29 protein-coding genes and 3 tRNA genes are annotated in these 26,660 nt (G+C 54.1%); 21 read left to right on the plus strand and 11 right to left on the minus strand.

What is annotated here, in order from left to right; translation table 11 throughout:
• Nucleotide 1: 1 nt before the first annotated feature.
• Nucleotides 2-1,126: an anhydro-N-acetylmuramic acid kinase gene (gene anmK / locus ACLGE8_RS01435; RefSeq protein WP_410995944.1), complete on the minus strand. Its 1,125-nt coding sequence runs from the start codon at nucleotides 1,124-1,126 to the stop codon at nucleotides 2-4.
• 259 nt (nucleotides 1,127-1,385) lie between these two features.
• On the opposite strand from anmK, the gene slyB reads away from it, so the two are divergent.
• Both slyB and ACLGE8_RS01445 read left to right on the plus strand, forming a co-directional pair.
• Nucleotides 1,386-1,853, plus strand: a complete 468-nt coding sequence (gene slyB / locus ACLGE8_RS01440) for an outer membrane lipoprotein SlyB (protein ID WP_185666161.1) — start codon at nucleotides 1,386-1,388, stop codon at nucleotides 1,851-1,853.
• 233 nt (nucleotides 1,854-2,086) lie between these two features.
• Entirely contained in the window at nucleotides 2,087-3,448 is a 1,362-nt protein-coding gene (locus ACLGE8_RS01445) for a GGDEF domain-containing protein (RefSeq protein ID WP_410995945.1), read from the plus strand.
• 52 nt (nucleotides 3,449-3,500) lie between these two features.
• On the opposite strand, the gene slyA is transcribed toward ACLGE8_RS01445, so the two are convergent.
• The gene (gene slyA, locus ACLGE8_RS01450; protein ID WP_333498293.1) at nucleotides 3,501-3,941 is read right to left on the minus strand and encodes a transcriptional regulator SlyA; all 441 of its coding nucleotides are present in this window, start codon (nucleotides 3,939-3,941) and stop codon (nucleotides 3,501-3,503) included.
• A gap of 195 nt (nucleotides 3,942-4,136) precedes the next feature.
• Here slyA and ACLGE8_RS01455 point away from each other — a divergent pair, with 195 nt between their 5' ends.
• From ACLGE8_RS01455 to ACLGE8_RS01465, 3 genes are read left to right on the plus strand one after another with little or no spacing between them, the layout of a single operon-like run.
• Nucleotides 4,137-4,373: a DUF1656 domain-containing protein gene (locus ACLGE8_RS01455; protein WP_410995946.1), complete on the plus strand. Its 237-nt coding sequence runs from the start codon at nucleotides 4,137-4,139 to the stop codon at nucleotides 4,371-4,373.
• Between the two features lie 9 nt (nucleotides 4,374-4,382).
• Nucleotides 4,383-5,243 carry an efflux RND transporter periplasmic adaptor subunit gene (locus tag ACLGE8_RS01460; RefSeq protein ID WP_410995947.1) on the plus strand — a complete coding sequence of 287 codons (861 nt, stop codon included), beginning with the start codon at nucleotides 4,383-4,385 and terminating at the stop codon, nucleotides 5,241-5,243.
• Nucleotides 5,240-7,264, plus strand: a complete 2,025-nt coding sequence (locus ACLGE8_RS01465; protein WP_410995948.1) for an FUSC family protein — start codon at nucleotides 5,240-5,242, stop codon at nucleotides 7,262-7,264. Before ACLGE8_RS01460 ends, ACLGE8_RS01465 begins: the two co-directional genes overlap by 4 nt.
• A 42-nt stretch (nucleotides 7,265-7,306) precedes the next feature.
• Here the strand turns inward: ACLGE8_RS01465 and ACLGE8_RS01470 are convergent, their stop codons facing one another.
• Both ACLGE8_RS01470 and ACLGE8_RS01475 read right to left on the minus strand, forming a co-directional pair.
• A complete protein-coding gene (locus tag ACLGE8_RS01470) occupies nucleotides 7,307-8,203 on the minus strand; it encodes an aldo/keto reductase family oxidoreductase (protein WP_410995949.1) in 897 nt (298 codons plus the stop codon).
• Nucleotides 8,204-8,253: 50 nt separating this feature from the next.
• The gene (locus ACLGE8_RS01475; protein ID WP_410995950.1) at nucleotides 8,254-8,493 is read right to left on the minus strand and encodes a DUF1289 domain-containing protein; all 240 of its coding nucleotides are present in this window, start codon (nucleotides 8,491-8,493) and stop codon (nucleotides 8,254-8,256) included.
• A 142-nt stretch (nucleotides 8,494-8,635) separates the two neighbouring features.
• On the opposite strand from ACLGE8_RS01475, the gene ACLGE8_RS01480 reads away from it, so the two are divergent.
• The 4 genes from ACLGE8_RS01480 to rnt all read left to right on the plus strand — a co-directional run bounded on the left by ACLGE8_RS01480 (nucleotide 8,636) and on the right by rnt (nucleotide 11,621).
• Complete coding sequence (locus ACLGE8_RS01480) at nucleotides 8,636-9,232, plus strand: TetR/AcrR family transcriptional regulator (protein ID WP_410995951.1); 597 nt, start codon at nucleotides 8,636-8,638, stop codon at nucleotides 9,230-9,232.
• A 55-nt stretch (nucleotides 9,233-9,287) separates the two neighbouring features.
• A complete protein-coding gene (locus tag ACLGE8_RS01485; protein ID WP_410995952.1) occupies nucleotides 9,288-10,385 on the plus strand; it encodes an alkene reductase in 1,098 nt (365 codons plus the stop codon).
• Nucleotides 10,386-10,461: 76 nt separating this feature from the next.
• The gene (gene gloA, locus ACLGE8_RS01490) at nucleotides 10,462-10,869 is read left to right on the plus strand and encodes a lactoylglutathione lyase (protein WP_333496474.1); all 408 of its coding nucleotides are present in this window, start codon (nucleotides 10,462-10,464) and stop codon (nucleotides 10,867-10,869) included.
• A 104-nt stretch (nucleotides 10,870-10,973) separates the two neighbouring features.
• Entirely contained in the window at nucleotides 10,974-11,621 is a 648-nt protein-coding gene (gene rnt / locus ACLGE8_RS01495) for a ribonuclease T (RefSeq protein ID WP_220439749.1), read from the plus strand.
• 65 nt (nucleotides 11,622-11,686) lie between these two features.
• Here the strand turns inward: rnt and ACLGE8_RS01500 are convergent, their stop codons facing one another.
• Nucleotides 11,687-12,031 (minus strand): Grx4 family monothiol glutaredoxin, encoded by a 345-nt coding sequence (locus tag ACLGE8_RS01500; RefSeq protein ID WP_035896299.1) that lies wholly within the window; start codon nucleotides 12,029-12,031, stop codon nucleotides 11,687-11,689.
• Nucleotides 12,032-12,374: 343 nt separating this feature from the next.
• On the opposite strand from ACLGE8_RS01500, the gene ACLGE8_RS01505 reads away from it, so the two are divergent.
• Complete coding sequence (locus ACLGE8_RS01505; protein WP_410995953.1) at nucleotides 12,375-13,196, plus strand: C40 family peptidase; 822 nt, start codon at nucleotides 12,375-12,377, stop codon at nucleotides 13,194-13,196.
• A 123-nt stretch (nucleotides 13,197-13,319) separates the two neighbouring features.
• A complete protein-coding gene (gene sodB / locus ACLGE8_RS01510; protein WP_185666148.1) occupies nucleotides 13,320-13,901 on the plus strand; it encodes a superoxide dismutase [Fe] in 582 nt (193 codons plus the stop codon).
• Between the two features lie 81 nt (nucleotides 13,902-13,982).
• Here the strand turns inward: sodB and ACLGE8_RS01515 are convergent, their stop codons facing one another.
• Nucleotides 13,983-15,149: an MFS transporter gene (locus tag ACLGE8_RS01515; protein WP_410995954.1), complete on the minus strand. Its 1,167-nt coding sequence runs from the start codon at nucleotides 15,147-15,149 to the stop codon at nucleotides 13,983-13,985.
• 160 nt (nucleotides 15,150-15,309) lie between these two features.
• The gene (locus tag ACLGE8_RS01520) at nucleotides 15,310-15,399 is read right to left on the minus strand and encodes a YnhF family membrane protein (protein ID WP_333496471.1); all 90 of its coding nucleotides are present in this window, start codon (nucleotides 15,397-15,399) and stop codon (nucleotides 15,310-15,312) included.
• A 294-nt stretch (nucleotides 15,400-15,693) separates the two neighbouring features.
• Here ACLGE8_RS01520 and purR point away from each other — a divergent pair, with 294 nt between their 5' ends.
• Nucleotides 15,694-16,719 carry an HTH-type transcriptional repressor PurR gene (gene purR, locus ACLGE8_RS01525; protein WP_410995955.1) on the plus strand — a complete coding sequence of 342 codons (1,026 nt, stop codon included), beginning with the start codon at nucleotides 15,694-15,696 and terminating at the stop codon, nucleotides 16,717-16,719.
• 18 nt (nucleotides 16,720-16,737) lie between these two features.
• Here purR and punR read toward each other — a convergent pair whose 3' ends face one another.
• Entirely contained in the window at nucleotides 16,738-17,649 is a 912-nt protein-coding gene (gene punR / locus ACLGE8_RS01530) for a DNA-binding transcriptional activator PunR (RefSeq protein ID WP_410995956.1), read from the minus strand.
• Nucleotides 17,650-17,762: 113 nt separating this feature from the next.
• Between punR and punC the strand changes: the two genes are divergently transcribed.
• Both punC and cfa read left to right on the plus strand, forming a co-directional pair.
• A complete protein-coding gene (punC, locus tag ACLGE8_RS01535) occupies nucleotides 17,763-18,956 on the plus strand; it encodes a purine nucleoside transporter PunC (RefSeq protein ID WP_410995957.1) in 1,194 nt (397 codons plus the stop codon).
• Nucleotides 18,957-19,253: 297 nt separating this feature from the next.
• Entirely contained in the window at nucleotides 19,254-20,402 is a 1,149-nt protein-coding gene (gene cfa / locus ACLGE8_RS01540; RefSeq protein ID WP_410995958.1) for a cyclopropane fatty acyl phospholipid synthase, read from the plus strand.
• 43 nt (nucleotides 20,403-20,445) lie between these two features.
• Here cfa and ACLGE8_RS01545 read toward each other — a convergent pair whose 3' ends face one another.
• Nucleotides 20,446-21,084 carry a riboflavin synthase subunit alpha gene (locus tag ACLGE8_RS01545; RefSeq protein ID WP_410995959.1) on the minus strand — a complete coding sequence of 213 codons (639 nt, stop codon included), beginning with the start codon at nucleotides 21,082-21,084 and terminating at the stop codon, nucleotides 20,446-20,448.
• Nucleotides 21,085-21,335: 251 nt separating this feature from the next.
• Between ACLGE8_RS01545 and mdtK the strand changes: the two genes are divergently transcribed.
• A complete protein-coding gene (gene mdtK, locus ACLGE8_RS01550; RefSeq protein WP_410995960.1) occupies nucleotides 21,336-22,709 on the plus strand; it encodes an MdtK family multidrug efflux MATE transporter in 1,374 nt (457 codons plus the stop codon).
• 59 nt (nucleotides 22,710-22,768) lie between these two features.
• On the opposite strand, the gene zinT is transcribed toward mdtK, so the two are convergent.
• Nucleotides 22,769-23,416, minus strand: a complete 648-nt coding sequence (gene zinT, locus ACLGE8_RS01555; RefSeq protein WP_410995961.1) for a metal-binding protein ZinT — start codon at nucleotides 23,414-23,416, stop codon at nucleotides 22,769-22,771.
• A 268-nt stretch (nucleotides 23,417-23,684) separates the two neighbouring features.
• Between zinT and ACLGE8_RS01560 the strand changes: the two genes are divergently transcribed.
• The 3 genes from ACLGE8_RS01560 to ACLGE8_RS01570 all read left to right on the plus strand — a co-directional run bounded on the left by ACLGE8_RS01560 (nucleotide 23,685) and on the right by ACLGE8_RS01570 (nucleotide 23,924).
• Nucleotides 23,685-23,761: transfer RNA gene (locus ACLGE8_RS01560), tRNA-Val, on the plus strand.
• Nucleotides 23,762-23,766: 5 nt separating this feature from the next.
• A tRNA-Val gene (locus ACLGE8_RS01565) sits at nucleotides 23,767-23,843 on the plus strand.
• 4 nt (nucleotides 23,844-23,847) lie between these two features.
• Nucleotides 23,848-23,924 (plus strand) — tRNA-Val (locus tag ACLGE8_RS01570).
• A 116-nt stretch (nucleotides 23,925-24,040) separates the two neighbouring features.
• Here the strand turns inward: ACLGE8_RS01570 and ACLGE8_RS01575 are convergent.
• Complete coding sequence (locus ACLGE8_RS01575; RefSeq protein ID WP_410995962.1) at nucleotides 24,041-24,805, minus strand: DeoR/GlpR family DNA-binding transcription regulator; 765 nt, start codon at nucleotides 24,803-24,805, stop codon at nucleotides 24,041-24,043.
• A 107-nt stretch (nucleotides 24,806-24,912) separates the two neighbouring features.
• On the opposite strand from ACLGE8_RS01575, the gene ACLGE8_RS01580 reads away from it, so the two are divergent.
• The 3 genes from ACLGE8_RS01580 (at nucleotide 24,913) to ACLGE8_RS01590 (ending at nucleotide 26,609) form a co-directional block, all read left to right on the plus strand.
• Complete coding sequence (locus ACLGE8_RS01580) at nucleotides 24,913-25,326, plus strand: hypothetical protein (RefSeq protein WP_410995963.1); 414 nt, start codon at nucleotides 24,913-24,915, stop codon at nucleotides 25,324-25,326.
• A gap of 110 nt (nucleotides 25,327-25,436) precedes the next feature.
• Nucleotides 25,437-25,955 carry a phosphoribosyltransferase gene (locus tag ACLGE8_RS01585; protein ID WP_410995964.1) on the plus strand — a complete coding sequence of 173 codons (519 nt, stop codon included), beginning with the start codon at nucleotides 25,437-25,439 and terminating at the stop codon, nucleotides 25,953-25,955.
• Between the two features lie 93 nt (nucleotides 25,956-26,048).
• The gene (locus ACLGE8_RS01590; protein WP_410995965.1) at nucleotides 26,049-26,609 is read left to right on the plus strand and encodes a fasciclin domain-containing protein; all 561 of its coding nucleotides are present in this window, start codon (nucleotides 26,049-26,051) and stop codon (nucleotides 26,607-26,609) included.
• The last annotated feature ends 51 nt before the right edge of the window (nucleotides 26,610-26,660 follow it).

The raw sequence follows: 26,660 nt of genomic DNA on the forward strand, positions 1-26,660 counted from the left end.
GTTAACTCTGATTATGCTGCGGATTTGCCGGATAAATAGCCCCTAGCACTGTCGCCTCCGAGGCACCGGTCACCGATGGTAGGTTCCCCGGCAGCCCGGCGACGGTTCGCCAGGCAAGCCAGGCAAATGCCAGTGCTTCCATATCATCGCCGCTGATCCCGTAGGCATCAGTGCTCGCCACTTCCGTTCCGGCCAGCAGACCGGCCAGACGCGCCATCACCAACGGATTACGGCTGCCGCCGCCGCAGACCAGCAGACGTTCGCAGCCGCCGCTCAACATCACCTGTTCGCTGATGGTCACGGCGGTCAATTCCGTTAACGTCGCCTGTACGTCCTGTGGGCGCAGGCCTGGGTAGCGCGCCAGGAACTGCGCCAACCAGCCGTAGTTGAAGTACTCTCGTCCGGTACTTTTTGGCGCGGGCGCCGAGAAATATGGGTCGCTAAGCATATCCTGCAGCATCGGCAGGATAACCTTGCCTTCGCTCGCCCACTCGGCGTCTTTGTCGTATGGTTTGCCAAGGCTGCGCCAGATCCATGCATCCATCAGCATATTACCCGGACCGGTATCAAAACCGCGCACCGGCATACCAGGAACGAGTAAAGAGAGGTTGGCAATACCGCCAATGTTGAGGATCATCCGACGTTCGTCAGGATGCGCCAGCAGCGCCTGGTGGAAGGCGGGCACCAGCGGCGCGCCCTGCCCACCCAGCGCCATGTCGCGGCGGCGGAAATCCCCCACCACGCTCACGCCAGTGCGGGCGGCGATAATATTGTTGTCGCCAATCTGCATCGTGTGCGGCGCAGCGCCCGTTGGCTCATGCCAAACCGTTTGCCCGTGACAGCCGATGGCGACGATATCGTGTGCCTCAAGATGCTCCTGAGACATTAGCGCGATAACTGCTTCAGCAAACAAATTCCCCAGCCGATTGTCGAGTTGACCGAGTTGCGAAAGCGTTAGCGCCTGCCCCTGGCAGATGGCGAGCACGGCCTCTTTTAGGGCTACCGGTATTGGCCAGGTGAGGCTGGCAAGCTGGGCTACACGGCTTTCATCAATTGCTGCGAGCACTACGTCCACACCGTCAAAGCTGGTTCCCGACATCACGCCAATATATCGCCCGGATTTCATACGCCGTCCTTAGTCATCTTTGCAAAGTCAACACTCAATCATAAAGTGACACTTAATGCTATTAACTGATAATACTTTTTAACAATATACCTGCCATCGGCCCGCAGGGTAGTTTCCCTTGCGTTTAACGTTGGTTAAGCCATTATGGATTATCATTAATAATAAATGCGGAATATATGACCGCTCGAATCAAATACCATATAATCGTTTAGTACGGATGCTCACAAGAGCGATTCTGAGTGAACTGGAGATTCATAAAATGATGTTACGCGTATTGGCTGTTTCAATGATTGGTTTATCCCTGGCCGGATGTGTCAGCAACAGCGGGTTGTCAGGCGATGTTTACTCTGCATCCGAAGCGAAACAGGTCCAGAACGTGACCTACGGTACCATCGTCCATGTACGTCCTGTCCAGATTCAGGGCGGCGACGATAACAACGTTATCGGCGCCATCGGAGGTGCAGTTCTGGGTGGCTTCCTGGGTAACACTATCGGTGGCGGCACCGGTCGTTCCCTGGCGACTGCGGCGGGTGCTGTGGCAGGTGGCGTAGCAGGTCAAGGTGTTCAGGGGGCGATGAATAAAACCCAGGGCGTTGAGCTGGAAATTCGTAAAGATGACGGTAACACCATCATGGTGGTGCAGAAACAGGGCGATACCCGCTTCTCTGCTGGCCAGCGTGTGGTTATGGCAAGCAACGGTAGCCAGGTCACCGTTTCCCCGCGTTAAGCCTCACTTCGCGTACGTGGCCGCTACGGCCACGTACCTTTCCACCCCGCAGCATTATTTCTAATACTTATTTTAAATAAAAAATTAATTCATACTATGAATGCATAATTGACATTTAGCTTATGTATAATTTGCGCGTGGACAATATTTACTGACAGTTTATCCATTACACTTCCTGTGTATAGGGCTGGATGCCCATTGCATGCCCGGCGTTGCATACATAGGACACATATATGCTGTTAAAATTTCCGCTTCAGCGCTTTTTGATTTACCTGACCGTCACCCTTATTGGCACGCTTGTTCTGAATTATTTTTCGAACGCGGTTATCAGCAATGTTCCAGCTATTGCGCCGATATTGTTCCCAACGCTGACTATCTTTCTGATGGTCTTCCATACCATGATCGCCGTGTTCATGGTGATGAAATATTCGTGTGACAAACGCCGCCTCTATCTCATGCCCATTGCCTTCGCATTTGCCACCTCGGCGCTGCTTATGCTGGGGACGTTGAAGAGCTACCCTGACTGGTTCCTCTGCGGTGGCGTGACCGATGCGAATTACAATGATGCGCTGATATTTTTCGTATTCCGTAATATCTTAATGGCAATATTGTTTATGGCCTCAGTCATCCTCTACGTATTTAAACTACGTGAGATGCACAGCCGTAAAATTCACTTTTTCATTCTTAGCGCCATCGTTATTTTTTGTGCCTGCGTGATGGAGTTGGCTTGGTTATATTCAAGTAACAATCCATTACTTCACGTAACCTTTATTGATAATGTGACCTTTAAATATACTAATGTATGGAGCCAGCTTATCAGCTGGTCGATGGTCGGAATTTGGGTTGTCACCCTGATACTTATTTTACTGATTACTCAACTGCGCAATATCTTTTGGTACAGCGGCGCCTTCTTCTGCGCTTGCTATACTTTCACGATATTTGTGCTGATGACCGGCCAGGAGACCGCCAGCTACAGCTGGTATCAAGCGCGTCTGTTTGAAACCATCGCCACCCTGTTCCTCATCTTTGTGCTGTTTTGCGACGTGTTCACGCTCTACCGCCAGTCCAATGCGAAGTACCGTGACTCGTACCAGAACTCCATCCGTGACCCATTAACGCGGCTGTATAATCGCAGCTATTTCTACGACTCGTTTACCACACTGCTTCCTACCATTGCCAACGGGCAGCCGGTATCGGTGATTGTCAGCGATTTGGACCACTTTAAACGCATCAATGACAAATATGGTCACCTGCAGGGCGACAAGGTGATTCAGTTCGTGGCGAAAGTCCTGCAGGATTCGGTACGGCAAAATGACGTTGCCGCGCGTATCGGCGGCGAAGAGTTTGCCCTACTGCTGGTAAACACCTCTCCTGAGGTGGCACGAACGATTGCCGAGCGTATTCGTCTGGCAATCAGTCAACACGATACACAGAGCAGCCATGCGCAACTCCCGGAGTCTATCACTATCAGCATGGGCGTTTTCACCGCCGTCGATTTGTCGGTGCCGGTGGAAGAGTGTGTTAGACGCGCGGATGAAGCGATGTACCGCGCAAAAGCGGCGGGCAGAAACCGTGTGGTGGTCTGGGAAAAATAGAGGTGAAAAAAAACCCGCGAACGTCGCGGGTTTTTTTGAGTATCAATGAGTATCAATCGCGCGATTGCAGCTCAATGATATTCTGCTCCAGTTTGCGGATGAGCGTGGTCAACATCTCCAGCTCCTCGGCGGAGATCCCTGACAGGATATCACCGCGCGTGTGGCTGATGACCGCTTCCATCTCCTGGATCAGCGGTTCCGCTTTCTCAGTCAACTTAATGCGTTTAGCACGGCGGTCGTTCGCACAGGTCTGGCGAGAGATCAGTCCCTTCTCTTCCAACTGATCCAGAGTACGAACTAATGACGGCTGCTCGATGCCGATCGCCTTTGCCAGTTGGATTTGCGACTGTTCGGGCGGCAGCTGATGAATATTATGCAGCGTGACCCAGTGAGTCTGCGTGAGTTCCAGAGGTTTGAGGCGATGGTCAATCAAAGCACGCCAAATGCGCACCAACCGTGCCAGATCAGAACCTAATGGCGATTCCAATTTCATCTCCTTATAATTAGCTTGCTAAGTTATTATACTGATTTTAGAATAGTGTGCAGTATTTAAATTAGCAAAACAAATGAATTGCCACGTGCACGCAAACCAGATCCGTGAGTTACACTGTTTCAAATGATGTGAATGTATGTCAAAACACGACACACTATCGAGCCATAACTCTTCAATTGCAAAGGATTTCTGCTTGTGAAGTCTATTTTCCACATTCCTGGAGTCCCGCTGCAAGACCTTGTGGTTGGTGCTTCTATTTATTTCCCCCCTGTATTTAAAGCCGTCCTGCTGGGCTTCCTGCTCTGGTTGATTATTCATCGTTTATTACGTGACTGGATGTATGCCGGTGACATCTGGCACCCGCTATTGATGGATCTCTCTTTCTTTGCCCTTTCAGTGTGTATGGCGCTGATGATACTGGTTTGGTGGTGATGTAACTCAATGAAAAAATTAAAATACTTCTCAACTTTGCTCATCGCTGCTCTGGCTATCATCGCCTGCTGGCTGGTCTGGAACTACTACATGCAATCGCCGTGGACGCGTGATGGCAAAATTCGCGCAGAACAGGTTGATATTACGCCACAGGTTTCTGGCAGTATTCTGACCCTCAACGTGAAGGATAACCAGTTTGTCCACGCTGGCGACGTGCTGTTCCAGATTGACCCAACGCCGTGGAAAATTGCCGAGATGAATGCCAATGCGAAGCTTGCCAAGGCTCAGTCCGACCTCTCGCGCGCCAGTCATGAAGTGGATCGTCGCCGGGGACTGTCGCAGAACTTTATCTCCGCCGAAGACCTTGATACGGCCAACATGACGCTGAAAGCAGCGCAGGCCAACTTTGATGCCGCCAAAGCCGAGCGCGAACATGCCCGCTGGCAGCTGGCCCAAACCAACGTAAAAGCGCCGGTCGACGGTTGGGTCACTAACCTTTCAACCCGCGTCGGCAACTATGCCGCCGTCGGGCATCCGGTCTTTGCGCTTATCGACAGCCACTCCTTCTACGTGGTCGGCTACTTCGAAGAGACCAAACTGCGCCACATCCGCGAGGGTGACCGCGCCGATGTAGTCCTCTACAGTGATGATAAAAAGTTACAGGGTCACGTATCTAGCATCGGTCGTGCCATCCACGACCAGAGTCTGGCGACAGACGGCAAACTGGTTGCCGATATCAAGCCGACTATTCCATGGGTGCGTCTGGCCCAGCGTGTGCCGGTACGCATTGAATTAGATGCGTTGCCAGCGGATACCGTACTGGTTGCCGGTACCACCTGCACCGTCTCTATTGTTGGTGGGAAGCAATGACCTTACCCGCTTTAACATGGCGGTCATTGCCCTGGTTTAAAGCGACCGTGCCGCAATGGCGCTACGCCATGCGCAACGCCATTGCCATGTGTCTCGCGCTGAGCATTGCCTACTGGCTCAACCTTGATGAGCCTTACTGGGCAATGACCTCCGCCGCAGTGGTGAGCTTTCCGACCGTTGGCGGCGTTATCAGTAAAAGCCTCGGACGTATTGCCGGAAGTATGCTCGGCGCCTGTGCGGCGCTGCTTATTGCCGGACATACCCTGACCGATCCCTGGCTGTTTCTTTTTGCGATGTCCGGCTGGCTCGCGTTCTGTACCTGGGCCTGCGCGATGTACACTAACAACGTCGCCTACGCCTTCCAACTGGCGGGCTACACCTGTGCGATTATCGCGTTTCCGATTATTAATGTAGTGGATGCCACCCGGCTCTGGGACATTGCTCAAGCGCGCGTATGTGAAGTGATTGTCGGGATTCTGTGCGGCGGGCTGATGATGATGATCCTGCCCAGCACCTCAGACGGCAGCGCCCTGCTGACGGCGCTTAAAAATATGCACGCCCGGCTTCTTGAACACGCCAACATGCTCTGGCAACCGGTCACCACCGATGCCATCCGCACCGCGCACCAGAGTGTGATAAGCCAGATCCTGACGATGAACCTGCTGCGTATTCAGGCCTTCTGGAGCCACTATCGCCTGCGACGGCAGAACACGCTGCTCAACTATCTGCTGCACCAGCAACTCCGTCTGACCAGCGTTATCTCCAGCTTACGTCGCCTGCTGATGAACTGGCCGGATGCGCCGCAAACCATCCGCCCGGTACTGGAAGAACTGTTGCTGGCACTGGCGAAGCCAGACTGCGATGCCTATACCGTCGCGCGAATTATTGCCCCGCTGGCGCCGAGCGACCCGCAGGATTATCGCCACCACGCGTTCTGGCACCGCTTACGCTACTTCTGCCGCCTTTATCTCACCACCAGCCATTGGCTCCAGCGGCTGGAAAACGCCACTGCAGTGACCGAGTTTACCGTACCTGCCGCTCCGGCCCTGATGCGCCATACCGACCACGCTGAAGCCGCCTGGAGCGGCATCCGTACCTTCTTTGCGCTGGTCAGCGTTGGCGCGCTAAGCATCAGCACCCAGTGGGAATCGGGCGCGGCGGCCTTAACCCTGGCAGCCATTTGTTGCGTGCTCTATTCCAACGTACCGTCCCCGTTCAGTTCGCTCACGCTGCTGATGCGTACCCTGATCCTCTTGTCGATATTCAGCTTTGGCGTCAAATTCGGCCTGATGGTGCAAATCAGCGATCTCTGGCAGTTCATGCTGTTTCTGTTCCCGCTATTGTTGACAATGCAACTGCTGAAACTGCAGATGCCTAAACAGGCGAGACTGTGGGGTTCACTTATCGTCTTTATGGGCTCCTTTATCGCGGTGACCAATCCCCCGGTCTACAACTTTGGCGACTTCCTGAACGATAATCTGGCCAAAATCATCGGCGTCGGCCTGGCCTGGCTGGCGTTTGCTGTGCTCACCCCCGGCTCAGACGCGCGCAAAAGCCGCCGTCATATTCGGGCGTTACGGCGTCACTTTGTTGATCAGCTTAGCCGACACCCGGCAAACAGTGAGCATGAATTTGAATCGCTGGTTTATCATCATGTTAGCCAACTCAGCAGCAGCCAGGATGAACCGGCGCGCCGCTGGTTACTGCGCTGGGGCGTGGTGCTGTTGAACTGCTCGCACGTGGTCTGGCAGTTGCGCGCCTGGGAAGCCCGCTCCGACCCACTGTCGCAGGTGCGCGATATGTGTATTAGCCTGCTACGGGATGTGATGAGCGAACGTGGGGTTCAGCAGCGCCCGCTGGCCGCCACACTTCAGGAGCTGCAGAGAATCTGCGACACGCTTGCCCACCACCATCAACCAGCAGCCCGCGAGCTGGCCTCGATTCTATGGCGTCTGTACTGTTCGCTTTCGCAGCTGGAAACGGCACCGCCGCCCGGTACGCTGACCGAACAACCGGCGTAGAAGAAAGGACGCAGGCGGTGAAAACCGCCTGCGTTACTGGTATTACGGAACGTCGTAACCCAATGCGGCTTTACGAATGCGGAACCATTGCTGACGCGTCATATCCAGAGATTGCGCGACAATAGCCGAGCGCACGCGTTCGATTTTGCCGGAGCCGATAATCGGCAGCGGTTGCGATGGTAAACGCAGCACCCACGCATACACCACCTGCTCAATGCTGCCTGCGTTAAGCTCATTCGCCACTTTCGCCAGCTCATCGCGCAGCGGCTGGAATTCGTCGTCATTAAACAGGCGACCACCGCCGAGGCAGGACCAGGCCATCGGGCGAATACGCAGCTGCTGTAGCTGATCCAGCGTGCCGTCAAGAATGGTCGGCTGGTGAATTGGCGAGATCTCCACCTGGTTAGTGGCCAGAGTGAATGGCAGACGCGACTGCAGCAACGCAAACTGCGCCGGGGTAAAGTTGGAGACGCCGAAATGGCGCACTTTCCCACTCTGATGCAGCGCGGTAAACGCCTGCGCCACTTCATCGGCATCCATCAAAGGATCCGGACGGTGGATCAGCAGCAGATCCAGCACGTCGGTAGCCAGGTTGCGCAGCGACTGCTCGGCGCTATGAATAATGTGGTTGCGGTCGGTAATATAGTGACCCAGCGCGTGTTCCGGCTTCGCCGTCGTGGCGATCCCGCACTTGGTGACAATTTCCATTCTTTCACGCAGGTGCGGCGCCAGCTTCAGCGCTTCACCGAACGCGGCTTCGCAGGCGTAGCCACCGTAAATATCGGCGTGGTCAACGGTTGTCACCCCAAGGTCGAGGTGCTCTTCAATAAAGCTCACCAGCTGACGCGGCGTCATGTTCCAGTCCATCAGACGCCAGTAGCCCATCACGAAACGGGAAAATTCTGGCCCTTGTGGTGCCAGGGTAATACGTTGAACCATAACCACTTCCTCAACAAAAAAAGTTGGAATGAGTATACGCACTTTTGCGCTTAAAACAGTGAGGGCTGCTGAGGATCTTCCGTATTCGTCGCTTTACCCGCGCGTAATTTACGCAGCAGACGCTGACGACAGAGCCGTAGCACCTCTTGTTTTTGCGCATCGTTCATTTTTTGCCAGTTAAAGCGTTCATCACGACTGCGAAAACAGCCGCGGCAAAATCCGCGCTCATCCGACTGACAAATTCCCCGGCACGGACTTTGAACCGTGAAAAATTCCAGTTGCTCCGCCACGTTAGCCCCCTTTTACCTCGTCATACACTCATTGAAGACGTTTAATCACCGGGGCGCAACTTTTCTCCCGCATCGTGCGGGTGAACCTGCATTTTCAAAAATTCATTTGCATTAGACCAATCGGTCTATTACAGTGCATCGCATGAGCAAATTGATTGAACATGATACCCGTGAACACATTCTGGCTACCGGCGAGCGTCTTTGTATGCACCGGGGGTTCACCGGAATGGGGCTTAGCGAACTCCTGAAGACGGCGGAAGTGCCGAAGGGGTCGTTTTATCACTATTTCCGTTCAAAAGAGGCGTTTGGCGTCGCGATGCTGGAACGGCACTTTGCCGATTATCACCAGCGCCTGGTTCAGCATTTTACCCAGGGCGCGGGCAACTACCGCGATCGCCTGCTGGACTACTACCAGCACACGCTCACCCAGTTTTGCCAGCAGGGGCTTATCAGCGGTTGTCTGACCGTAAAACTCTCTGCCGAGGTGTGCGATCTTTCCGAAGATATGCGCACGGAAATGAACAAAGGTGCCAGCCAGATTATGACGCTGCTGGCGCAAGCGCTGGAAAATGGCCGCCGTGAAGGCTGCCTTACCTTCAGCGGCGAAGCTGAAGCCACGGCACAGGTACTCTACTCACTGTGGTTGGGCGCGAATCTGCAGGCGAAAATGGCCCGCAGTTCAACGCCGCTTGAAAGCGCGCTGACACACGTCAGGAATCTGATTGCCGCGCCGGACTAATCCCGGCGTTTTTATTTCGTTAAACACTAGACGACCGGTCTACTCAGGAGTCACCATGTCGCAAGAAAAACTGTTTACCCCACTGAAAGTGGGTGCGGTTACTGCCCCGAACCGCGTATTTATGGCCCCGCTGACGCGTCTGCGCAGCATCGTTCCGGGTGACATCCCTACCCCGCTGATGGCCGAATACTATCGCCAACGCGCAAGCTCCGGTCTTATCATCTCCGAAGCGACACAAATTTCCGCTCAGGCAAAAGGCTACCAGGGTGCTCCTGGCCTGCACAGCCCTGAACAGATTGCCGCATGGCAGAAAATCACCGCTGGCGTTCATGCAGAAGATGGTCGTATCGCCGTTCAGTTGTGGCACACCGGGCGTATCTCCCACTCCAGCCTGCAGCCAAACGGTGAAGCACCGGTTGCCCCTTCAGCGCTGAGCGCCAATACCCGTACTTCGCTGCGCGATGAGAAGGGTCACGCCACCCGCGTTGATACCTCTATGCCACGTGCGCTGGAAACGGAAGAGATACCTGGTATCGTCAACGATTTCCGTCAGGCGATTGCCAACGCCCGTGAAGCCGGTTTCGACCTGGTTGAACTGCACTCCGCGCACGGTTATCTGCTGCACCAGTTCCTGTCGCCATCCTCTAACCATCGTACCGACCAGTACGGCGGCAGCGTAGAAAACCGCGCACGCCTGGTGCTGGAAGTGGTTGATGCCGGGATCAAAGAATGGGGCGCAGACCGTATCGGTATCCGCGTGTCGCCAATTGGTACCTTCCAGAACGTCGATAACGGCCCGAACGAAGAAGCCGATGCGCTCTACTTAATTGAAGAGCTGGGCAAACGCGGTATTGCCTACCTGCACATGTCTGAACCAGACTGGGCCGGTGGTCAGCCATACAGCGAAGCATTCCGCGAAAAAGTACGCGCTCGTTTCCACGGCCCGATTATCGGTGCTGGCGCCTACACCCCGGAAAAAGCGGAAGCGCTGATTGAGAAAGGGTTAATTGATGCCGTGGCCTTTGGTCGTGACTACATTGCCAACCCGGATCTGGTTGCTCGTCTGAAGCATAAAGCCGAGCTGAACCCTCAGCGTCCGGAAAGCTTCTATGGCGGCGGCGCGGAAGGTTACACCGACTACCCTGCTCTGTAATCCCACGTTGATTGATAGCGGCGGCCATCCGCCGCTATACTAGCCAGATTATTCATAAGTAAGGACGAGGGATAACATGCGTTTACTGCATACCATGCTGCGCGTCGGCGACCTGCAACGCTCCATTGATTTCTACACCAAAGTGCTGGGCATGAAGCTGCTGCGCACCAGCGAAAACACCGAATATAAATACTCTCTGGCTTTCGTCGGCTACGGCGAAGAGAGCGATGAAGCGGTGATTGAGCTGACCTACAACTGGGGCGTAGATAAATATGAGCTGGGCACCGCCTACGGCCATATCGCCCTGAGCGTGGACAACGCCGCAGAAGCCTGTGACCGCATTCGCCAGAACGGCGGCAACGTCACTCGTGAAGCTGGCCCGGTTAAAGGCGGCACCACGGTGATCGCGTTTGTTGAAGACCCGGACGGCTATAAAATCGAACTGATCGAAGAGAAAGATGCCGGCAAAGGCCTTGGCAACTAACTCCTGTACGGGTGCCTAAGGCGCCCGTTTTTTTACCCCGCCTTTCCAAGCCGCGGCAAAATTTGCCATAATGCGCGCTACTTTTTCTAAGTGAAGAGATTCTGATGTCCGACAATGTGCAACTTAATGGTCTATGCGACCGTTTTCGTGGGTTTTATCCGGTAGTGATTGATGTGGAAACTGCGGGATTCAATGCCAAAACGGATGCCCTGCTCGAAATAGCGGCAATTACGTTGAAAATGGATGAGCAAGGCTGGCTGATGCCGGACACGACGTTGCATTTCCACGTTGAACCTTTTGAAGGCGCGAACCTTGAGCCGGAAGCACTGGCGTTCAACGGGATCGACCCTAACAATCCGCTGCGCGGCGCGGTCAGCGAGTACGATGCGCTGCATGCCATCTTCAAGATGGTGCGCAAGGGCATGAAAGACAGCGACTGTAATCGCGCCATCATGGTGGCGCATAACGCTACCTTCGACCACAGCTTCATGATGGCTGCTGCCGATCGCGCTTCACTCAAGCGTAATCCTTTCCACCCGTTCGTGACCTTCGACACCGCCGCACTGAGCGGGCTGGCACTGGGGCAAACCGTGCTGTCAAAAGCCTGTACCGCTGCGGGCATGGATTTCGACAGCAGCCAGGCGCACTCGGCGCTGTATGACACTGAGCAGACCGCCATTCTATTCTGCGAAATCGTCAACCGCTGGAAACGTCTCGGCGGCTGGCCGCTGCCGATAGCAACTGAAGAATAGCGGCATAAAAAAAGCGACCTGAAGGTCGCTTTTTTATTTCTGTGCCCACTGTCCGGGCAAACCGATTATTCTGCTTTCGGCTCTTCAGCGTACTTCGCCGCGGTCTCTTTAATCAGAGGCTGCAGTTCACCGCGCTGGTACATTTCAATGATGATGTCACAGCCGCCAACCAGCTCACCGTCTACCCACAGCTGTGGGAAGGTCGGCCAGTTTGCATATTTCGGCAGCTCGGCACGAATGTCCGGGTTCTGCAGGATGTCGACATAGGCAAAGCGCTCACCGCAGGCAGATAGTGCCTGAACGGCCTGGGCAGAGAAACCGCAGCTAGGCAGTTTCGGGGAACCTTTCATGTACAGCAGGATCGGGTTTTCAGCGATCTGGCGCTGAATTTTTTCAATTGTCTCGCTCATTATCTTGCTTCCTCAAACTTCTTTTTACGGCAGTAGTCTGACATTGTAACGTTTCAGACCCTGAACAGAAAATAACATTTTGTTCACGCTTTACTATTTTATCGTCTGAACCGTTAAGTTGCTTTATAAATATGAGTTTATCGGCAGGCTGATGAAAAGCTTGCTCATTATTTGACTCATTATGTATCAAATGATGTTTTTTTTTGCAGTTGCTAACGAAACAACGTTTTATCCATAAAAACACTATTAACATTTCGTGTTTTTATGGATTAGAATCGTTGGGTTTTGTAAACCATACCCAGGCAAGGACATTTGGCCTGCATCTTACTCAGAGGGTTGTTCAGTGGCGCAGATAAAAAAATGGTCGTTCACGCTCTGTGCATTGCTGTTTACATCGTTATCCTTCACGCCGTTGGCGCATGCTACAGGGCATGCCAAAACCCCAACGGCGCAAAAGTCGCTTCCTGTAAAAAGCAGTGAACGCAAGAAAAAGAACGCGGACAATAAATCTAACGCTAAGAAAAAATCCACTCCGGTTGCCGCTAAGAAGAAAACCACGCCAGCCGTAGCGAAGAAAGTCGCTCCAGCCGCCAGCAAATCAAAGACAGCCTCCGCTAAAACCCGCGCGAAAAACAGTGCAGTCAAAACCGCCAGCGTCACCACGACCTGCAAGGTTCGCAAAGGTCACAAGAAGGTCTGCACCACCAGCCCTGTCGAATCCAAACCGACGACCATCGCTGCCGCGCACAAAGTGCGGGTACAGAAAGTACAGAAGACGGCGATGAACAAGCTGATGGGCCAGTTAGGCAAGCCATATCGCTGGGGTGGCAACTCCCCACGCACCGGCTTCGACTGCAGTGGTCTGGTCTATTACGCATACAAAGATCTGGTCAACATCCGTATTCCACGTACCGCTAACGAAATGTACCACCTGCGCGATGCGCGCCCGGTTGAACGTGGTGAACTGGAAAGCGGCGATCTGGTCTTCTTCCGCACTCAGGGTCGCGGTACCGCCGATCACGTTGGCGTGTACGTCGGCAACGGCAAATTTATTCAGTCTCCTCGCACCGGCCAGGACATCCAGATAACGTCGCTGAGTGAAGACTATTGGGTCCGTCACTACGTCGGCGCCCGCCGCGTTGTGACACCAAAGACAATTCGTTAATCACTTACCCCGTTTGTTAATAAACGGGGTAAGCTTATCTTTTATCTCACCTTTTAATTTGCTACTCTATCCCTACTCAATGCATGGTTATTGAGTGTACAAATATAATAAAGGAGAGTAGCAATGTCGTTCGAATTACCTGCATTACCGTATGCCAAAGACGCTCTTGTTCCACACATTTCTGTGGAAACCCTGGAGTATCATTACGGCAAACACCACCAGACCTATGTCACTAACCTGAACAACCTGATCAAAGGTACGGCGTTTGAAGGCAAAACGCTGGAAGAGATCGTCCGTACCTCTGAAGGCGGCGTGTTCAACAACGCAGCGCAGGTCTGGAACCACACCTTCTACTGGAACTGCCTGGCACCTAATGCCGGTGGCGAACCAACTGGTGCCGTCGCTGATGCGATCGCTAAATCCTTTGGTTCCTTCGCTGAATTCAAAGCACAGTTCACCGATGCCGCAGTGAAAAACTTCGGTGCGGGCTGGACCTGGCTTGTGAAGAAGGCGGATGGTTCTCTGGCTATCGTTTCAACGTCTAACGCGGCAACCCCGCTGACCACCGATGCGAAACCACTGCTGACCGTTGACGTGTGGGAACACGCTTACTATATCGACTACCGCAATGCGCGTCCAAACTATCTGGAGCACTTCTGGGCTCTGGTGAACTGGGCGTTTGTGGCTGAAAATCTGGCAGCGTAAGCCAAAAAATAACCCGGCATCGCCACGCTCCGCCGGGTTATCTCGTATCACGCAGAAGGTCTCCCTTCTGCGTTTTTGTTTTTACTGGCTGGCCAGTGCCTCTTCACCACGGGAACGGCCGCTCAGGAATACCACCAGCAGCGCCAGCGCGGCAACCATCGCCCCCATAACCGGCACAAAGCTGTAACCCAGACCACCGGAGATCACCGCTCCGCCCGCGACAGCACCCAGTGCATTACCCAGGTTGAACGCCCCGATATTCACCGAGGAAGAAAGACCCGGCGCTTCGTGAGCCACGCGCATCACGCGCATTTGCAGCGGCGGCACCACCGCAAAGGTTGCAGCCCCCCACACCACCATACTGAATGCCGCGCCCACCTGCGTTTGCGCAAGGAACGGGATTGCCAGCATGATTGCCATCAGCAGCAGCAGGAAGCCTTTCAGCGTACCGCTTACCGAACGGTCGGCAAATTTACCGCCAAGGTAGTTACCGATAGAGAAGCCTACGCCAATCAGCACCAGCATCAGGGTAATAAAGGCTGGCGTGGCGTGAGTTATCGTCCGCAGCACCGGTGAAATATAGGTATAGAGCGTAAACATCGCCCCCGCGCCAAGCACGGTCGTCAGCAGTGCCGACAGCACCTGCGGGCGCACTAGCACTGAGAGTTCGCGCTTCACGTCCGGCTTTTCACCTGCCCCGCCCTTCGGCAGAGAGAACCACAGCCCCAGAATGGCAATAATGCCAAGCCCTGCCGTTGCCAGGAAAGACATCCGCCAGCCAATGGTTTCGCCAAGCCAGGTTGCCGCCGGCACGCCACCAATATTGGCAATGGTCAGCCCCATAAACATGGTTGCCACGGCGCTGGCCTGCTTATGCTTCGGCACCACGCTTGCAGCAACAACGGAGCCAAGGCCGAAGAATGCGCCGTGGTTAAGGCTGGTGATAATACGTGACAGCATCAGGGTGGTGTAGTCCGGCGCCATCGCCGAAAGCACGTTGCCGAGGGTAAAAATGGCCATCAGGAAGATCAGGGCGTTTCGACGGGCACGATGTGAAAGCAGCAGCGTCATCAGCGGCGCACCAACCATCACCCCTACGGCATAGGCGCTGATCAGCATCCCGGCTGCGGGAATGGAGACGTCCACACCTTTTGCAATCACCGGCAGGAGACCCATTGGGGAGAATTCGGTCGTCCCGATGCCAAAGGCCCCAATGGCTAACGCCAGTAAGGGAAAGTTAATTTTCATGCAAATGCTCCGGTTAGCCGCACGACAGACGCGGCATGTCGATAATGGGCAAAAGCATGACATCAATCACATAAAAACAGAAGTGTACAAAACAGCAAAAGATTATTGCTAAATGGGTAACAATCAGACAGGAGGGAGCGAGTGCCCCCTCGCAGAGGAATTAATGCAGTACAGCAGTCAAACCTGCGGCAACGATCAGCGCAAGGGTAATGACGGTGGTGGTGAGTGACATCTTAAGTTCGGTACTCATCAACTTTTCTCCTTTTTATCGCTACAGCAAAACTGAGCTAGCTCATTTTTACACAGTATTGCGCAAAAATCTTCACAGATTTAGCAGGATGTTTGTTTTTACTCTTCCACTTTGCGTCAGGATAAGTCAAAATTCGACGCTTATTTATAAGCGTACCGGCCATTGACCCCCTCCTGTCGTCCTGTATCGTTTTCCCGGCGAATCGCAATCCACAAAATTGCGTCAGGGTGTGTGAAGGCAAACGTTTTCCTTTCGATTTTATCAGGGGCAGGCCAGGGTCTGGAGTGAGATGGAATGGCAACTATTAAAGATGTAGCGAAGCGCGCAAACGTTTCCACTACAACCGTATCACATGTAATTAACAAAACGCGTTTTGTCGCCGAGGAGACGCGTGAAGCCGTCTGGGCGGCGATCAAAGAGTTGCACTACTCTCCGAGCGCCGTTGCCCGCAGCCTGAAGGTGAACCACACCAAATCGATTGGTTTGCTGGCAACCAGCAGCGAAGCGGCCTACTTTGCCGAAATTATCGAAGCCGTTGAGAAAAACTGCTTTGAGAAAGGTTATACCCTGATTCTGGGCAACGCCTGGAACAACCTGGAAAAACAGCGCGCCTACCTGTCGATGATGGCGCAAAAGCGCGTGGATGGCCTGCTGGTCATGTGCTCCGAATATCCGGAATCCCTGTTGACGATGCTCGAAGAGTACCGACACATCCCGATGGTGGTGATGGACTGGGGCGAAGCCAAAGCGGACTTCACCGACTCGGTTATCGATAACGCCTTTGAAGGCGGCTATATCGCCGGTCGTTACCTGATTGAGCGCGGTCATCGCGATATCGGCGTCATCCCTGGCCCACTAGAGCGCAACACCGGCGCAGGTCGTCTGGCGGGCTTTATGAAAGCGATGGAAGAAGCGCAGATCAACGTACCAAAGAACTGGATTGTGCAGGGCGACTTCGAGCCAGAATCGGGTTATCGCGCAATGCAGCAGATCCTGTCCCAGCAGCCGCGCCCTACCGCTATCTTCTGCGGTGGTGACATTATGGCGATGGGCGCACTGTGCGCCGCGGATGAGATGGGTCTGCGCGTGCCGCAGGACATTTCGCTGATCGGCTATGATAACGTGCGCAACTCACGTTTCTTCACCCCGGCGCTGACGACCATCCACCAGCCGAAAGATTCGCTTGGTGAGACGGCGTTTAACATGCTGATGGACCGTATCGTCAGCAAGCGAGAAACCTCGCAGTCGATTGAGGTGCATCCGCGCCTTATCGAACGTCGCTCCGTGGCCGACGGCCCGTTCCGCGACTATCGCCGCTAAGCGTTACCCACGGACACCCTACTCGGGTGTCCGCAGCCATTCCTCATTTAACGTCTCGCTATCCCCCAGATATTCCAGCAGCCAGCTTAACGCCGGCGACGCTTCGCTTTGCTGCCACGTCAGGCAACAGGCGGCATCCGGGAAGGGGTTCTCAAGCTGTAGCGCCACCCATGCCCCGCTATCCAGCCATGGCTGCGCCAGATGCCCCGGCACCATCGCCGCACAAAGCCCCGCCGAGATACAGGTTTCCGATGAGGCCCAGTCCGGCACCACCACTCGCTTCTGGTTATCGAGCAGCCAGGTCGTTCGCTTCGGTAACGATCGCGAGGTATCTTCACGCACCAGCGACGGCCAGTTGCGCAACACATCATCGCTGAGCGGGCCTTCCATCTGTGCCAGCGGATGGGTACTCGCCACCACGCAGTGCCAGTTGAGCATCCCCATATCGCGGAACGCGAAGCGACCACCGACCGGGATCGCCTGGGTGGCGCCAATCGCCAACTCTACGCGACCATCGGCCAGCGCATCCCAAACGCCGTTGAACACTTCCTGGTAAACAATCAACTCCACGTCGCTAAAGTGACGGTAGAAATCGACAATCAACTGCCGGGTTCGCTGCGGCTTCACGATATTATCGACGGCAATCGCCAACTGCCCTCGCCAGCCGTTGGCGATTTGCTGGCACTGCTGACGGGTGATCTGCATTTTTTTGATAACAGACCTGCCCTCTTTCAAAAACCAGGCTCCAGCCGGGGTAAGTTCAACGTCCCGATGACGACGTCCGAACAGCGGTACTGCCAACCATTCTTCAAGTTGACGCACCGTATAGCTGACCGCAGAAGGCACGCGATGAAGCTCCTGCGCCGCAGCGCTAAAGCTGCCGTTGCGCGCCACCGCATCAACCACCTCCAGAGAATATTCAGACCACATTTTATGCCTTCAAATATTTTGAATCCATGACTCAAATATTAGCGTTTCACAAGCCGTTATGCACTCTCTACACTCAGCGGCATCGTTTATTCATGATAAAAAGGGCGAAATTAATGCAACCTGGGAAAGGATTTTTAGTCTGGCTCGCGGGGCTGAGCGTATTGGGCTTTCTGGCTACCGATATGTATCTCCCCGCCTTTGCCGCCATTCAGGAAGACCTGCAGACGCCGGCATCAGCCGTAAGCGCAAGTCTCAGCCTGTTCCTGGCCGGTTTTGCCGTCGCGCAGCTCCTCTGGGGGCCGCTGTCAGATCGCTACGGTCGCAAGCCGATTCTGCTATCCGGGTTAACCATTTTCGCTATCGGCTGCATTGGCATGCTGTGGGTGCGCGATGGCACCACGCTGCTGGTGCTGCGCTTTGTTCAGGCCGTTGGCGTCTGCGCCGCGGCGGTGACCTGGCAGGCGATGGTGACCGATTACTATCCGGCCCAGCGTACCAACCGCATTTTTGCCACCATCATGCCGCTGGTTGGGCTCTCTCCGGCGCTCGCCCCGCTGCTGGGTAGCTGGCTGCTGGCGCACTTTGACTGGCAGGCCATCTTTGCCACGCTGTTTATCATTACCCTGGTGCTGATGCTTCCGGCGTTCCGCCTCAAGCCTGCGCACAAAAAAATCGCCACCAGCGAAGAAAAGCTGACCTTTATGCGCCTGCTGCGCAGTAAAGATTACCGCGGCAACGTGCTGATTTACGCTGCCTGCTCGGCGAGCTTCTTCGCCTGGCTGACCGGTTCGCCGTTTATCCTGCATGAGATGGGCTACAGCCCGACGGTGATTGGCCTGAGCTATGTGCCGCAAACCATCGCCTTCCTGATTGGCGGTTACGGCTGTCGCGCCGCGCTGCAAAAATGGCGTGGCGCTCAGATGCTGCCGTGGCTGCTGGTCATCTACGCGCTGAGCGTGGTGGGTACCTGGGCCGTGGGTCTGGCGGAAAACGCATCGTTAACCGCCCTGCTGATTCCGTTCTGCGTGATGGCCATTGCAAACGGGGCGATTTACCCAATCGTCGTCGCTCAGGCGCTGAAGCCCTTCCCACAGGCAACGGGCCGCGCCGCTGCATTGCAAAACACGCTGCAGTTAGGGCTGTGTTTCCTGGCAAGCCTTGCGGTATCCACGCTGATTGCCACGCCGCTGCTGACCACCACCAGCGTGATGCTGGTTACCGTGCTGCTCGCAGGCATCGGCTACTGGATGCAGTTAGCCGCTCGTCGCGCTGAACGTGAAATGGAACACGCCGCTTCTCACGCCTAAATATCACTCATATCAATATCTCAGAAAATGATTAGGACGCTAAGATTTTTAGTTGAATCAACAATCTTAGCGTCCTATACTGGATCCGCATCACATAAATAATATAGATTGAACTTATTAAGCGGGAGCAGGATAGCTTCCCGTTGAACCATGGATTGGCTTTCGGCAAGGGATTCTTCCCTTCCTCTGTGCTACGTCGGATAGCAGGCTCACGAATTTCGTGAGATTTCTCACAAACCCAAAAAAAGCGTCTACGCTGTTTTAAGGTTCTGATCATCAGGTCGGGATGGAGAAGCTATGAGCTCATCGTGTATAGAAGAAGTTAGTGTACCGGATGACGACTGGTATCGTATTGTCAGCGAGCTGCTAGGCCGCGCAGGCATTGAAGTAAACGGCAATGCTCCCTGCGATATACAAGTCAGAAATCCTCGGTTGTTTAAACGCGTGTTACAAGAAGGTTCGCTGGGACTTGGCGAAAGTTATATGGACGGTTGGTGGGAATGCGATCGTCTGGATATCTTCTTCGACAAGGTGCTACGCGCCGGATTAGAAACGCAACTCCCTCACCATATTAAAGACACGCTTCGCATTGCCGCTGCGCGTCTGTTTAATTTGCAAAGCCGCAAGCGTGCCTGGCAGGTCGGTAAAGAACATTACGACCTGGGTAACGATCTCTTTAGCCGCATGCTAGACCCCTATATGCAATACTCCTGCGGTTACTGGAAAGACGCCGAAACGCTTGAAGAGGCGCAGCAGGCCAAGCTTGATCTCATCTGTCAGAAATTGCAGTTACAGCCCGGAATGCGCGTGCTGGACATCGGCTGCGGCTGGGGTGGTCTGGCGGCGTTCATGGCAAAAAATTACGGCGTCAGCGTTAAAGGCGTCACTATTTCGGCAGAACAGCAAAAAATGGCCCAGGCCCGCTGCGAAGGGCTGGACGTCGAGATCCTGCTGCAGGATTACCGCGACCTTAACGACCAGTTTGACCGTATTGTCTCCGTCGGCATGTTTGAGCACGTTGGTCCGAAAAACTATGACACCTATTTTTCCGTCGTCGACAGAAACCTGAAGCCCGACGGACTGTTTTTACTGCACACTATCGGCTCGAAGCGTACGGACAATAACGTCGATCCCTGGATCAACAAATACATCTTTCCGAATGGCTGTTTACCCTCAGTACGCCAGATTGCGCACGCCAGCGAACCCCACTTTGTGATGGAAGACTGGCATAACTTTGGCGCTGACTACGATACAACGTTGATGGCATGGCATGAACGCTTCCTCGAATGCTGGCCGGAAATCGCGGACAACTATTCTGAACGATTCAAACGTATGTTTAGCTACTATCTCAACGCCTGCGCGGGTGCTTTCCGTGCGCGAGATATTCAGCTCTGGCAGGTGATGTTCTCGCGCGGCGTCGAGAGCGGTTTGCGCGTCGCCCGTTAAAAACAAAAAAGCCCGGAGCGGAACGCCCCGGGCTTTTTTATGCTTATTCCGCCGCAGCCTGCTGCGCTGCCGCTTCTTTTGCCGCCATCACGCGCTCAACGGTGTCGACAACCGCCTGCGTTTGCGGGTCGATTTCAATATTCACGCGATCGCCAAGACGTTTTTTGCCAAGCGTAGTGCGATCCAGCGTTTCCGGGATCAGGTGGACGCAGAAACGCGTGGCAGTCACTTCACCGACCGTCAGGCTGATACCATCGATACCGATAAAGCCCTTATACAGGACATATTTCATCAGCGTCGGGTCCTGAATTTTAAACCAGATCTGCTTATTGTTTTCAGAGGTCAGAATTTTAGACACTTCCGCCGTGGTCATAATATGACCCGACATTAAATGACCACCAATTTCGTCGCTAAACTTCGCCGCACGCTCGACGTTGACCAGGTCGCCCTCTTTCACATCACCCAGATTGGTAATGCGTAGCGTCTCTTTCATCAGGTCAAAACTGATCTGGTCGCCATTAATTTCAGTGACCGTTAAACAGCAGCCGTTGTGTGCAACCGATGCGCCCGTTTCAAGGCCTGCCAGCATGTGTTCCGGCAGCGCCACAACGTGGGTACGGAAATTCGGTTTCTCATCAATGGACACGATTTTTGCCGTGCCCTGCACAATACCAGTGAACATGCAGTTAACTCCTGTTGATAATCATTACGGTACGTCTACCGATTCGTCTGCTACGCACAATAGCAGTTGAGAAAACAGGTTGCTACCTTCCCCGGCGCTCCACCTATTTTTTGACTAGATTAAAAGCAAATCCTCGCTACAATAATGGAGCAAATCCTCTATTTATTCTTCTTGCTGCCGGTTAAGGCGGCTTTTCTGTCTCCTATACCTAGCGTATAGCGAGAATAAATAACAACAATACAGGTGTTCACGTGCAGAAGTACTTTAGTGAAGCGCGGCAGTTATTAGCGCTGGCTATCCCGGTTATCCTCGCGCAGGTTGCTCAAACCTCGATGGGCTTTGTCGACACGGTTATGGCGGGCGGCTACAGCGCCACCGACATGGCCGCGGTAGCCATCGGTACCTCTATCTGGCTGCCGGCGATCCTCTTTGGTCACGGCTTACTGCTAGCCCTCACCCCGGTGATTGCCCAGCTCAACGGCTCTGGTCGCCGCGACCGTATCGCACAGCAGGTACGTCAGGGGTTCTGGCTGGCCGGGCTCGTCTCCGTATTAATTATGGTCGTGCTGTGGAACGCGGGATATATCATCCGCTCAATGCATAACATCGACCCGGCGCTGGCCGATAAAGCGGTCGGCTACCTGCGCGCCCTGTTATGGGGTGCGCCGGGCTACCTGTGCTTCCAGGTGGCGCGTAACCAGTGCGAAGGTCTGGCGAAAACCAAGCCCGGCATGGTGATGGGCTTTATCGGCCTGCTGGTGAACATTCCGGTCAACTATATCTTTATCTACGGCCACTTCGGCATGCCGGAACTTGGCGGCGTAGGCTGCGGCGTTGCCACCGCCTCGGTCTACTGGGTGATGTTCTTCAGCATGTTCTATTACGTCCGCCATGCGGGCTCAATGCGCGATATCCGCAATAAAGAGCGTTTCTCCCGCCCGGATGCGGCCATCCTGAAACGCCTGGTTTCTCTGGGGTTGCCTATCGCACTGGCGCTGTTCTTTGAAGTCACACTGTTCGCCGTGGTGGCGCTGCTGGTCTCTCCGCTGGGGATCGTCGACGTTGCCGGTCACCAGATTGCGCTGAACTTTAGCTCGCTGATGTTCGTACTGCCGATGTCGCTAGCGGCAGCGGTGACTATCCGCGTGGGCTTCCGCCTTGGGCAGGGTTCTACGCCGGATGCGCAGGTTTCCGCGCGCACCGGGCTCGGCGTCGGCGTGTGCATGGCGGTATGTACGGCCATTTTCACCTCCCTGATGCGTACGCATATCGCACTGCTGTACAACGATAATCCGGAAGTGGTGACGCTTGCCGCTCAATTGATGCTGCTGGCGGCGCTGTATCAGATTTCCGACTCGGTGCAGGTTATCGGCAGCGGTATTCTGCGTGGTTATAAAGATACCCGTTCGATCTTCTTTATTACCTTTATCGCCTACTGGGTGCTGGGGTTGCCGTGCGGCTACGTGCTGGCGCTGACCGATATCGTGGTTCCGCGAATGGGCCCGGCGGGCTTCTGGTGGGGCTTTATTATTGGTCTGACGTCGGCGGCGGTATTGATGATGCTGAGAATGCGTTTCCTGCAGCGTCAACCGGATGTGGTGATCCTTCAGCGCGCCTCGCGTTAACCTTCCCGGCGGCGCTCCGCTTGGCCGGGCTACACTCAAATGTAGCCCGGCGCTATCACTTAGTGGTGCAGCATCTCGTCAACCACCTGCTGTTTCGTCAACTGGAATGGATAATAGGTCGGCCAGTTATCCATTTCTGCCAGCAGTGCGTCCTGAGACTGATTCCCCATAAAAATGTGGAAATGGCTGGACTTACGCGGGCCAATAATATGGTCGCTGAACTGGACGAACTTCGGCGCAGTGCTGTTAGCATCCTGACACTCAAACAGATAGCGCACGCCCTTCTTGCCGGAGGTGTAGGTCAGAATTTTGTGCCCCGCATAGCGGTACTGGCATGAACTCACCTTATCGCCCGTATGGAACTCCATCGTGCCGTTTTCGATGCCAATCATGTTCACATCGGTGGCATAGCCTTTGCGGTAATACTCTTTAATCTGGGCGAAAGTTTTGCGCTTATCTTTATCGGCTTTCTTCTGGAAAACCGGGTCCAGGTCGCCGGACAGCAATAGGCCGTTCACCGACTCCCACATGCCCTCCCAGTCCTTCAGTTCGCGATCCTTGACGTCACTGTCGTTGAATACGCCCTCGGCGGCCTTTTGCTCCACCGCGGTTAACGGTTGCCCGTGATCGTGATGTCCATGCGCGAATGCCTGCCCTGCCATCACCAGCGCACCCACCGCCAGCGTCACTTTACCCAGAAGTTTCATGATTATTTATCCTTATCTGATGCGAGAAAAATGATATGTTATATTATAACAATTTATTTCTCAACCACACAGACCATCCTGATTTTCCATCGCATCCTTCCGACGGTTGGATAAATAAAATGCTGCGAGATCAACGGATTTTCGCTAAGCGCGCTAAAACGCGCGCAATATGGGCAAAAGTTCTCCAGTCGGGTGAAATCACACATTTTCCGCTTGCCACCGACCGTCGCTGCCGCTAATATTCGTCCCCGTTGCCGCAAGCAACAATGCGTCTGTAGCTCAGTTGGTTAGAGCACCACCTTGACATGGTGGGGGTCGATGGTTCGAGTCCATTCAGACGCACCATTAATGCGTTTATAGCTCAGTTGGTTAGAGCACCACCTTGACATGGTGGGGGTCGTTGGTTCGAGTCCAATTAAACGCACCATTATGCGTCTGTAGCTCAGTTGGTTAGAGCACCACCTTGACATGGTGGGGGTCGATGGTTCGAGTCCATTCAGACGCACCATTCTGCTGTATCTCTGCAATATCCCTCTCAAACTTAATTAAAATCACGCCATCATCATTGCTTTCACGCCTATCGTGTAGCGAAATGGGAAGGTTCTCACCCTCCCGGAAGATAGGCTATTCAGCCCTTTCGATGCGGATATTACCGTTGTTGAAATCCACCGTCTGGGTGTCAGGGCTCACCACCATCACATCAATTTCTTCGCAGGAAACCACTTTATAGCGGGCGACCTGGGCGATTTTTTCTGCCGTGACGGCGGTAATCACCTCATTGCTCTGCGCGATGACCTGCTTCTTAAAACAGGCGTCCTCATAATAGACCGCGCTCAACCCCGCCTGCAGATCCAGGCCGCAGACGCCGATAAACGCCTGATCAAAAACCATCTCCCGCACCTGATTCACCGTGTCTGAGCTGAGCGTGCTCCCCGTTTTCGGATTCACTTTACCGCCCAAAAGAATCAGTTCACCGTGGGTTCTGGCCCCTAATGCCGCGGCGATTTGCGGGCAGTTGGTAACAATCGTCAGTTCAATGTCCTCCGGAATAAACGTCGCCATCGCCAGGTAGGTTGAGCCGGAATCAATAAAGACGCACGATTCTGGTTTCAGCAGTTCCGCACATTTGCGCCCCACCAGCGACTTCTCAGAGACGTTTTGTTCAATACGCGAGGCGAGAGAACTTGAAGCAATTAGCTGACTGACGGCACCGCCGTAAACCTTCTTGCACAATCCCTGACGCGCCAGTTCCTGCAGGTCGCGACGAATCGTATGTTCTGAAACCCCAAGCTGTCGTGCCACATCTGCGCCAATCACCCGGCCGGTTTTCATCAGCAATTGATGAATAAACGCCTGTCGCTGATCGGGCAAAGCATCATAATCAATCAAGGCCGCCTCCCACAAACGATCAATATATTGCACAACCTATCACAATGTATCATAGTGGCGCTATCTATTAGCCCACTGTTGCCGTCAGGCAGGACTCTCCCGACATCATGGAGCATCGTGTGTGCATCACCTTACCCCAGGGTTTGATCGCTCATCTACAGCAACTTGAGCAGCAGACCCACGCCTGGTTTAGCGCGCAGCCCTTCACCTGCGCGGAAGAACTGTTCCTTAAGTATTACTACGAATCCCGTCGCGGTAGCCTGAAACCGCTATACGCCACGCTCATCCAGCACGCCAGCGACCAGCAAATCGCCATTCAACCAGCCATAACCGACTGCCTGACCCGTGCGGCCTCAGCGACTTTACCTGCGCCGGGGCGCGCCGTACGCCTGGTTCTTGGGATGCTGACGTACTGGCTTTCGCAGTATCACAGCGGGCAACACCGCGAGCTTCCCGAGACCCGTGAGGCGCGCGATATCATCGCCGGGATCTTACAGGACACGGTGATTTCGGTTGGCTGAACGTCCGTCGATATTTTCTGTGCAGCATGATGATGTTTATTACCAGCAATCATGCTCGATTGTGATGGATTCACCATCGCTACCGTCATAACCTCAGACCAGGAGTTAACATGAGCAATCACCGTATTGGCGAAATTATCCTTGATGAAGCGACGATTGCGGCAGGCGTGCGCAACGTAGCGATGCAGCTAAACCACGATTTTCGCGATGCCGTGGTGATTACCGTGGTGCCCGGCGGGATCCTCTTCACCGCCGATCTGACCCGGCAGTTAGATTTTGATATCAGCATGGACTATATCTCCTGCCCCCACACGCCGGGTGACCGCCACAACGGTTCGACCATCGTCTATCACCAGAATATTGATATCACCAACCGGCACGTCATCGTGATTGACGACGCGATTGAATCCGGCGGCACCATGAAGCGCCTGGTTGCGCATCTGTCTGAACGCTACCAGCCAGCCTCCGTGTCGGTTGCCGTGCTGTTCGTAAAGCCTGGGCGCGTAGAAATCCCGGTGAAGCAGTACTTCGCGTGGGAGATGGAGAATGACGATCTGCTGGTTGGCTACGGGATGCCGTGGGAAGATAAATACCGTAACCGGCCCACGGTTTCCCGCCTGATTAAATAATTCATCTTTTTTGCATCCGTTTTCTTTCTTCATTCGTATTAGTAGATGAGGGCACATAAACCCTTCCTAAAACAGCCAATGAGGGAAGTGAAAATGAAACAATTTCTTAAAACGATGCTTTTTTCTACCCTGATCGTAAATGGTGCTGCCCAGGCAGCAATGATGGACAACAGCACCGTCATGGTCGGCGGTGCGGCGATGTATCCATCGAAAAACATTGTGCAAAACGCCGTTAACTCGAAGGACCACACCACGCTGGTCGCGGCAGTTAAAGCGGCGGGGTTAGTACCAACGCTTGAAGGAAGTGGTCCATTTACCGTGTTCGCCCCAACGAACACCGCGTTCGAAAAATTGCCTCCGGGCACCGTTGATTCACTGCTGAAACCTGAAAACAAACAAAAACTCACCAGCGTGCTCACCTATCACGTGGTCTCCGGGAAGCTGGATATGAAAGCGCTGGAGAAAAAAATTAAAGCCGGCGGTGGGAAGGCTGAGCTGAAAACCGTTAACGGCGAATCGCTGTGGGTGATGGCAAACGGGCCGCACAATATTCAGATTAAAGACGCGCGCGGCAACATCGCCAATATCACGACCTATGACGTCAATCAGAGTAACGGTGTCATCGACGTTATCGATACTGTGCTGATGCCGTAAAGCATTGCCTATACTGTGTGCAGCCACTCCTGGTGTGGCTGCACCTTTAAG

Source organism: Kluyvera sp. 142486 (assembly GCF_046569695.1).
Classification (GTDB): Bacteria; Pseudomonadota; Gammaproteobacteria; order Enterobacterales; family Enterobacteriaceae; genus Kluyvera.

Bases quoted from the DNA above. Each gene is read 5' to 3' on its own strand.
- ACLGE8_RS01500 (WP_035896299.1), bottom strand. From the start codon at position 12,031: ATGAGCGAGACAATTGAAAAAATTCAGCGCCAGATCGCTGAAAACCCG.
- cfa (WP_410995958.1), top strand. From the start codon at position 19,254: ATGAGCTCATCGTGTATAGAAGAAGTTAGTGTACCGGATGACGACTGG.
- anmK (WP_410995944.1), bottom strand. From the start codon at position 1,126: ATGAAATCCGGGCGATATATTGGCGTGATGTCGGGAACCAGCTTTGAC.
- ACLGE8_RS01480 (WP_410995951.1), top strand. From the start codon at position 8,636: ATGAGCAAATTGATTGAACATGATACCCGTGAACACATTCTGGCTACC.
- zinT (WP_410995961.1), bottom strand. From the start codon at position 23,416: ATGAAACTTCTGGGTAAAGTGACGCTGGCGGTGGGTGCGCTGGTGATG.
- purR (WP_410995955.1), top strand. From the start codon at position 15,694: ATGGCAACTATTAAAGATGTAGCGAAGCGCGCAAACGTTTCCACTACA.
- punR (WP_410995956.1), bottom strand. From the start codon at position 17,649: ATGTGGTCTGAATATTCTCTGGAGGTGGTTGATGCGGTGGCGCGCAAC.
- gloA (WP_333496474.1), top strand. From the start codon at position 10,462: ATGCGTTTACTGCATACCATGCTGCGCGTCGGCGACCTGCAACGCTCC.
- slyA (WP_333498293.1), bottom strand. From the start codon at position 3,941: ATGAAATTGGAATCGCCATTAGGTTCTGATCTGGCACGGTTGGTGCGC.
- ACLGE8_RS01465 (WP_410995948.1), top strand. From the start codon at position 5,240: ATGACCTTACCCGCTTTAACATGGCGGTCATTGCCCTGGTTTAAAGCG.
- punC (WP_410995957.1), top strand. From the start codon at position 17,763: ATGCAACCTGGGAAAGGATTTTTAGTCTGGCTCGCGGGGCTGAGCGTA.
- ACLGE8_RS01520 (WP_333496471.1), bottom strand. From the start codon at position 15,399: ATGAGTACCGAACTTAAGATGTCACTCACCACCACCGTCATTACCCTT.
- ACLGE8_RS01470 (WP_410995949.1), bottom strand. From the start codon at position 8,203: ATGGTTCAACGTATTACCCTGGCACCACAAGGGCCAGAATTTTCCCGT.
- sodB (WP_185666148.1), top strand. From the start codon at position 13,320: ATGTCGTTCGAATTACCTGCATTACCGTATGCCAAAGACGCTCTTGTT.
- slyB (WP_185666161.1), top strand. From the start codon at position 1,386: ATGATGTTACGCGTATTGGCTGTTTCAATGATTGGTTTATCCCTGGCC.
- ACLGE8_RS01580 (WP_410995963.1), top strand. From the start codon at position 24,913: ATGGAGCATCGTGTGTGCATCACCTTACCCCAGGGTTTGATCGCTCAT.
- ACLGE8_RS01460 (WP_410995947.1), top strand. From the start codon at position 4,383: ATGAAAAAATTAAAATACTTCTCAACTTTGCTCATCGCTGCTCTGGCT.
- ACLGE8_RS01485 (WP_410995952.1), top strand. From the start codon at position 9,288: ATGTCGCAAGAAAAACTGTTTACCCCACTGAAAGTGGGTGCGGTTACT.
- rnt (WP_220439749.1), top strand. From the start codon at position 10,974: ATGTCCGACAATGTGCAACTTAATGGTCTATGCGACCGTTTTCGTGGG.
- ACLGE8_RS01590 (WP_410995965.1), top strand. From the start codon at position 26,049: ATGAAACAATTTCTTAAAACGATGCTTTTTTCTACCCTGATCGTAAAT.
- ACLGE8_RS01445 (WP_410995945.1), top strand. From the start codon at position 2,087: ATGCTGTTAAAATTTCCGCTTCAGCGCTTTTTGATTTACCTGACCGTC.
- ACLGE8_RS01585 (WP_410995964.1), top strand. From the start codon at position 25,437: ATGAGCAATCACCGTATTGGCGAAATTATCCTTGATGAAGCGACGATT.
- ACLGE8_RS01515 (WP_410995954.1), bottom strand. From the start codon at position 15,149: ATGAAAATTAACTTTCCCTTACTGGCGTTAGCCATTGGGGCCTTTGGC.
- ACLGE8_RS01545 (WP_410995959.1), bottom strand. From the start codon at position 21,084: ATGTTCACTGGTATTGTGCAGGGCACGGCAAAAATCGTGTCCATTGAT.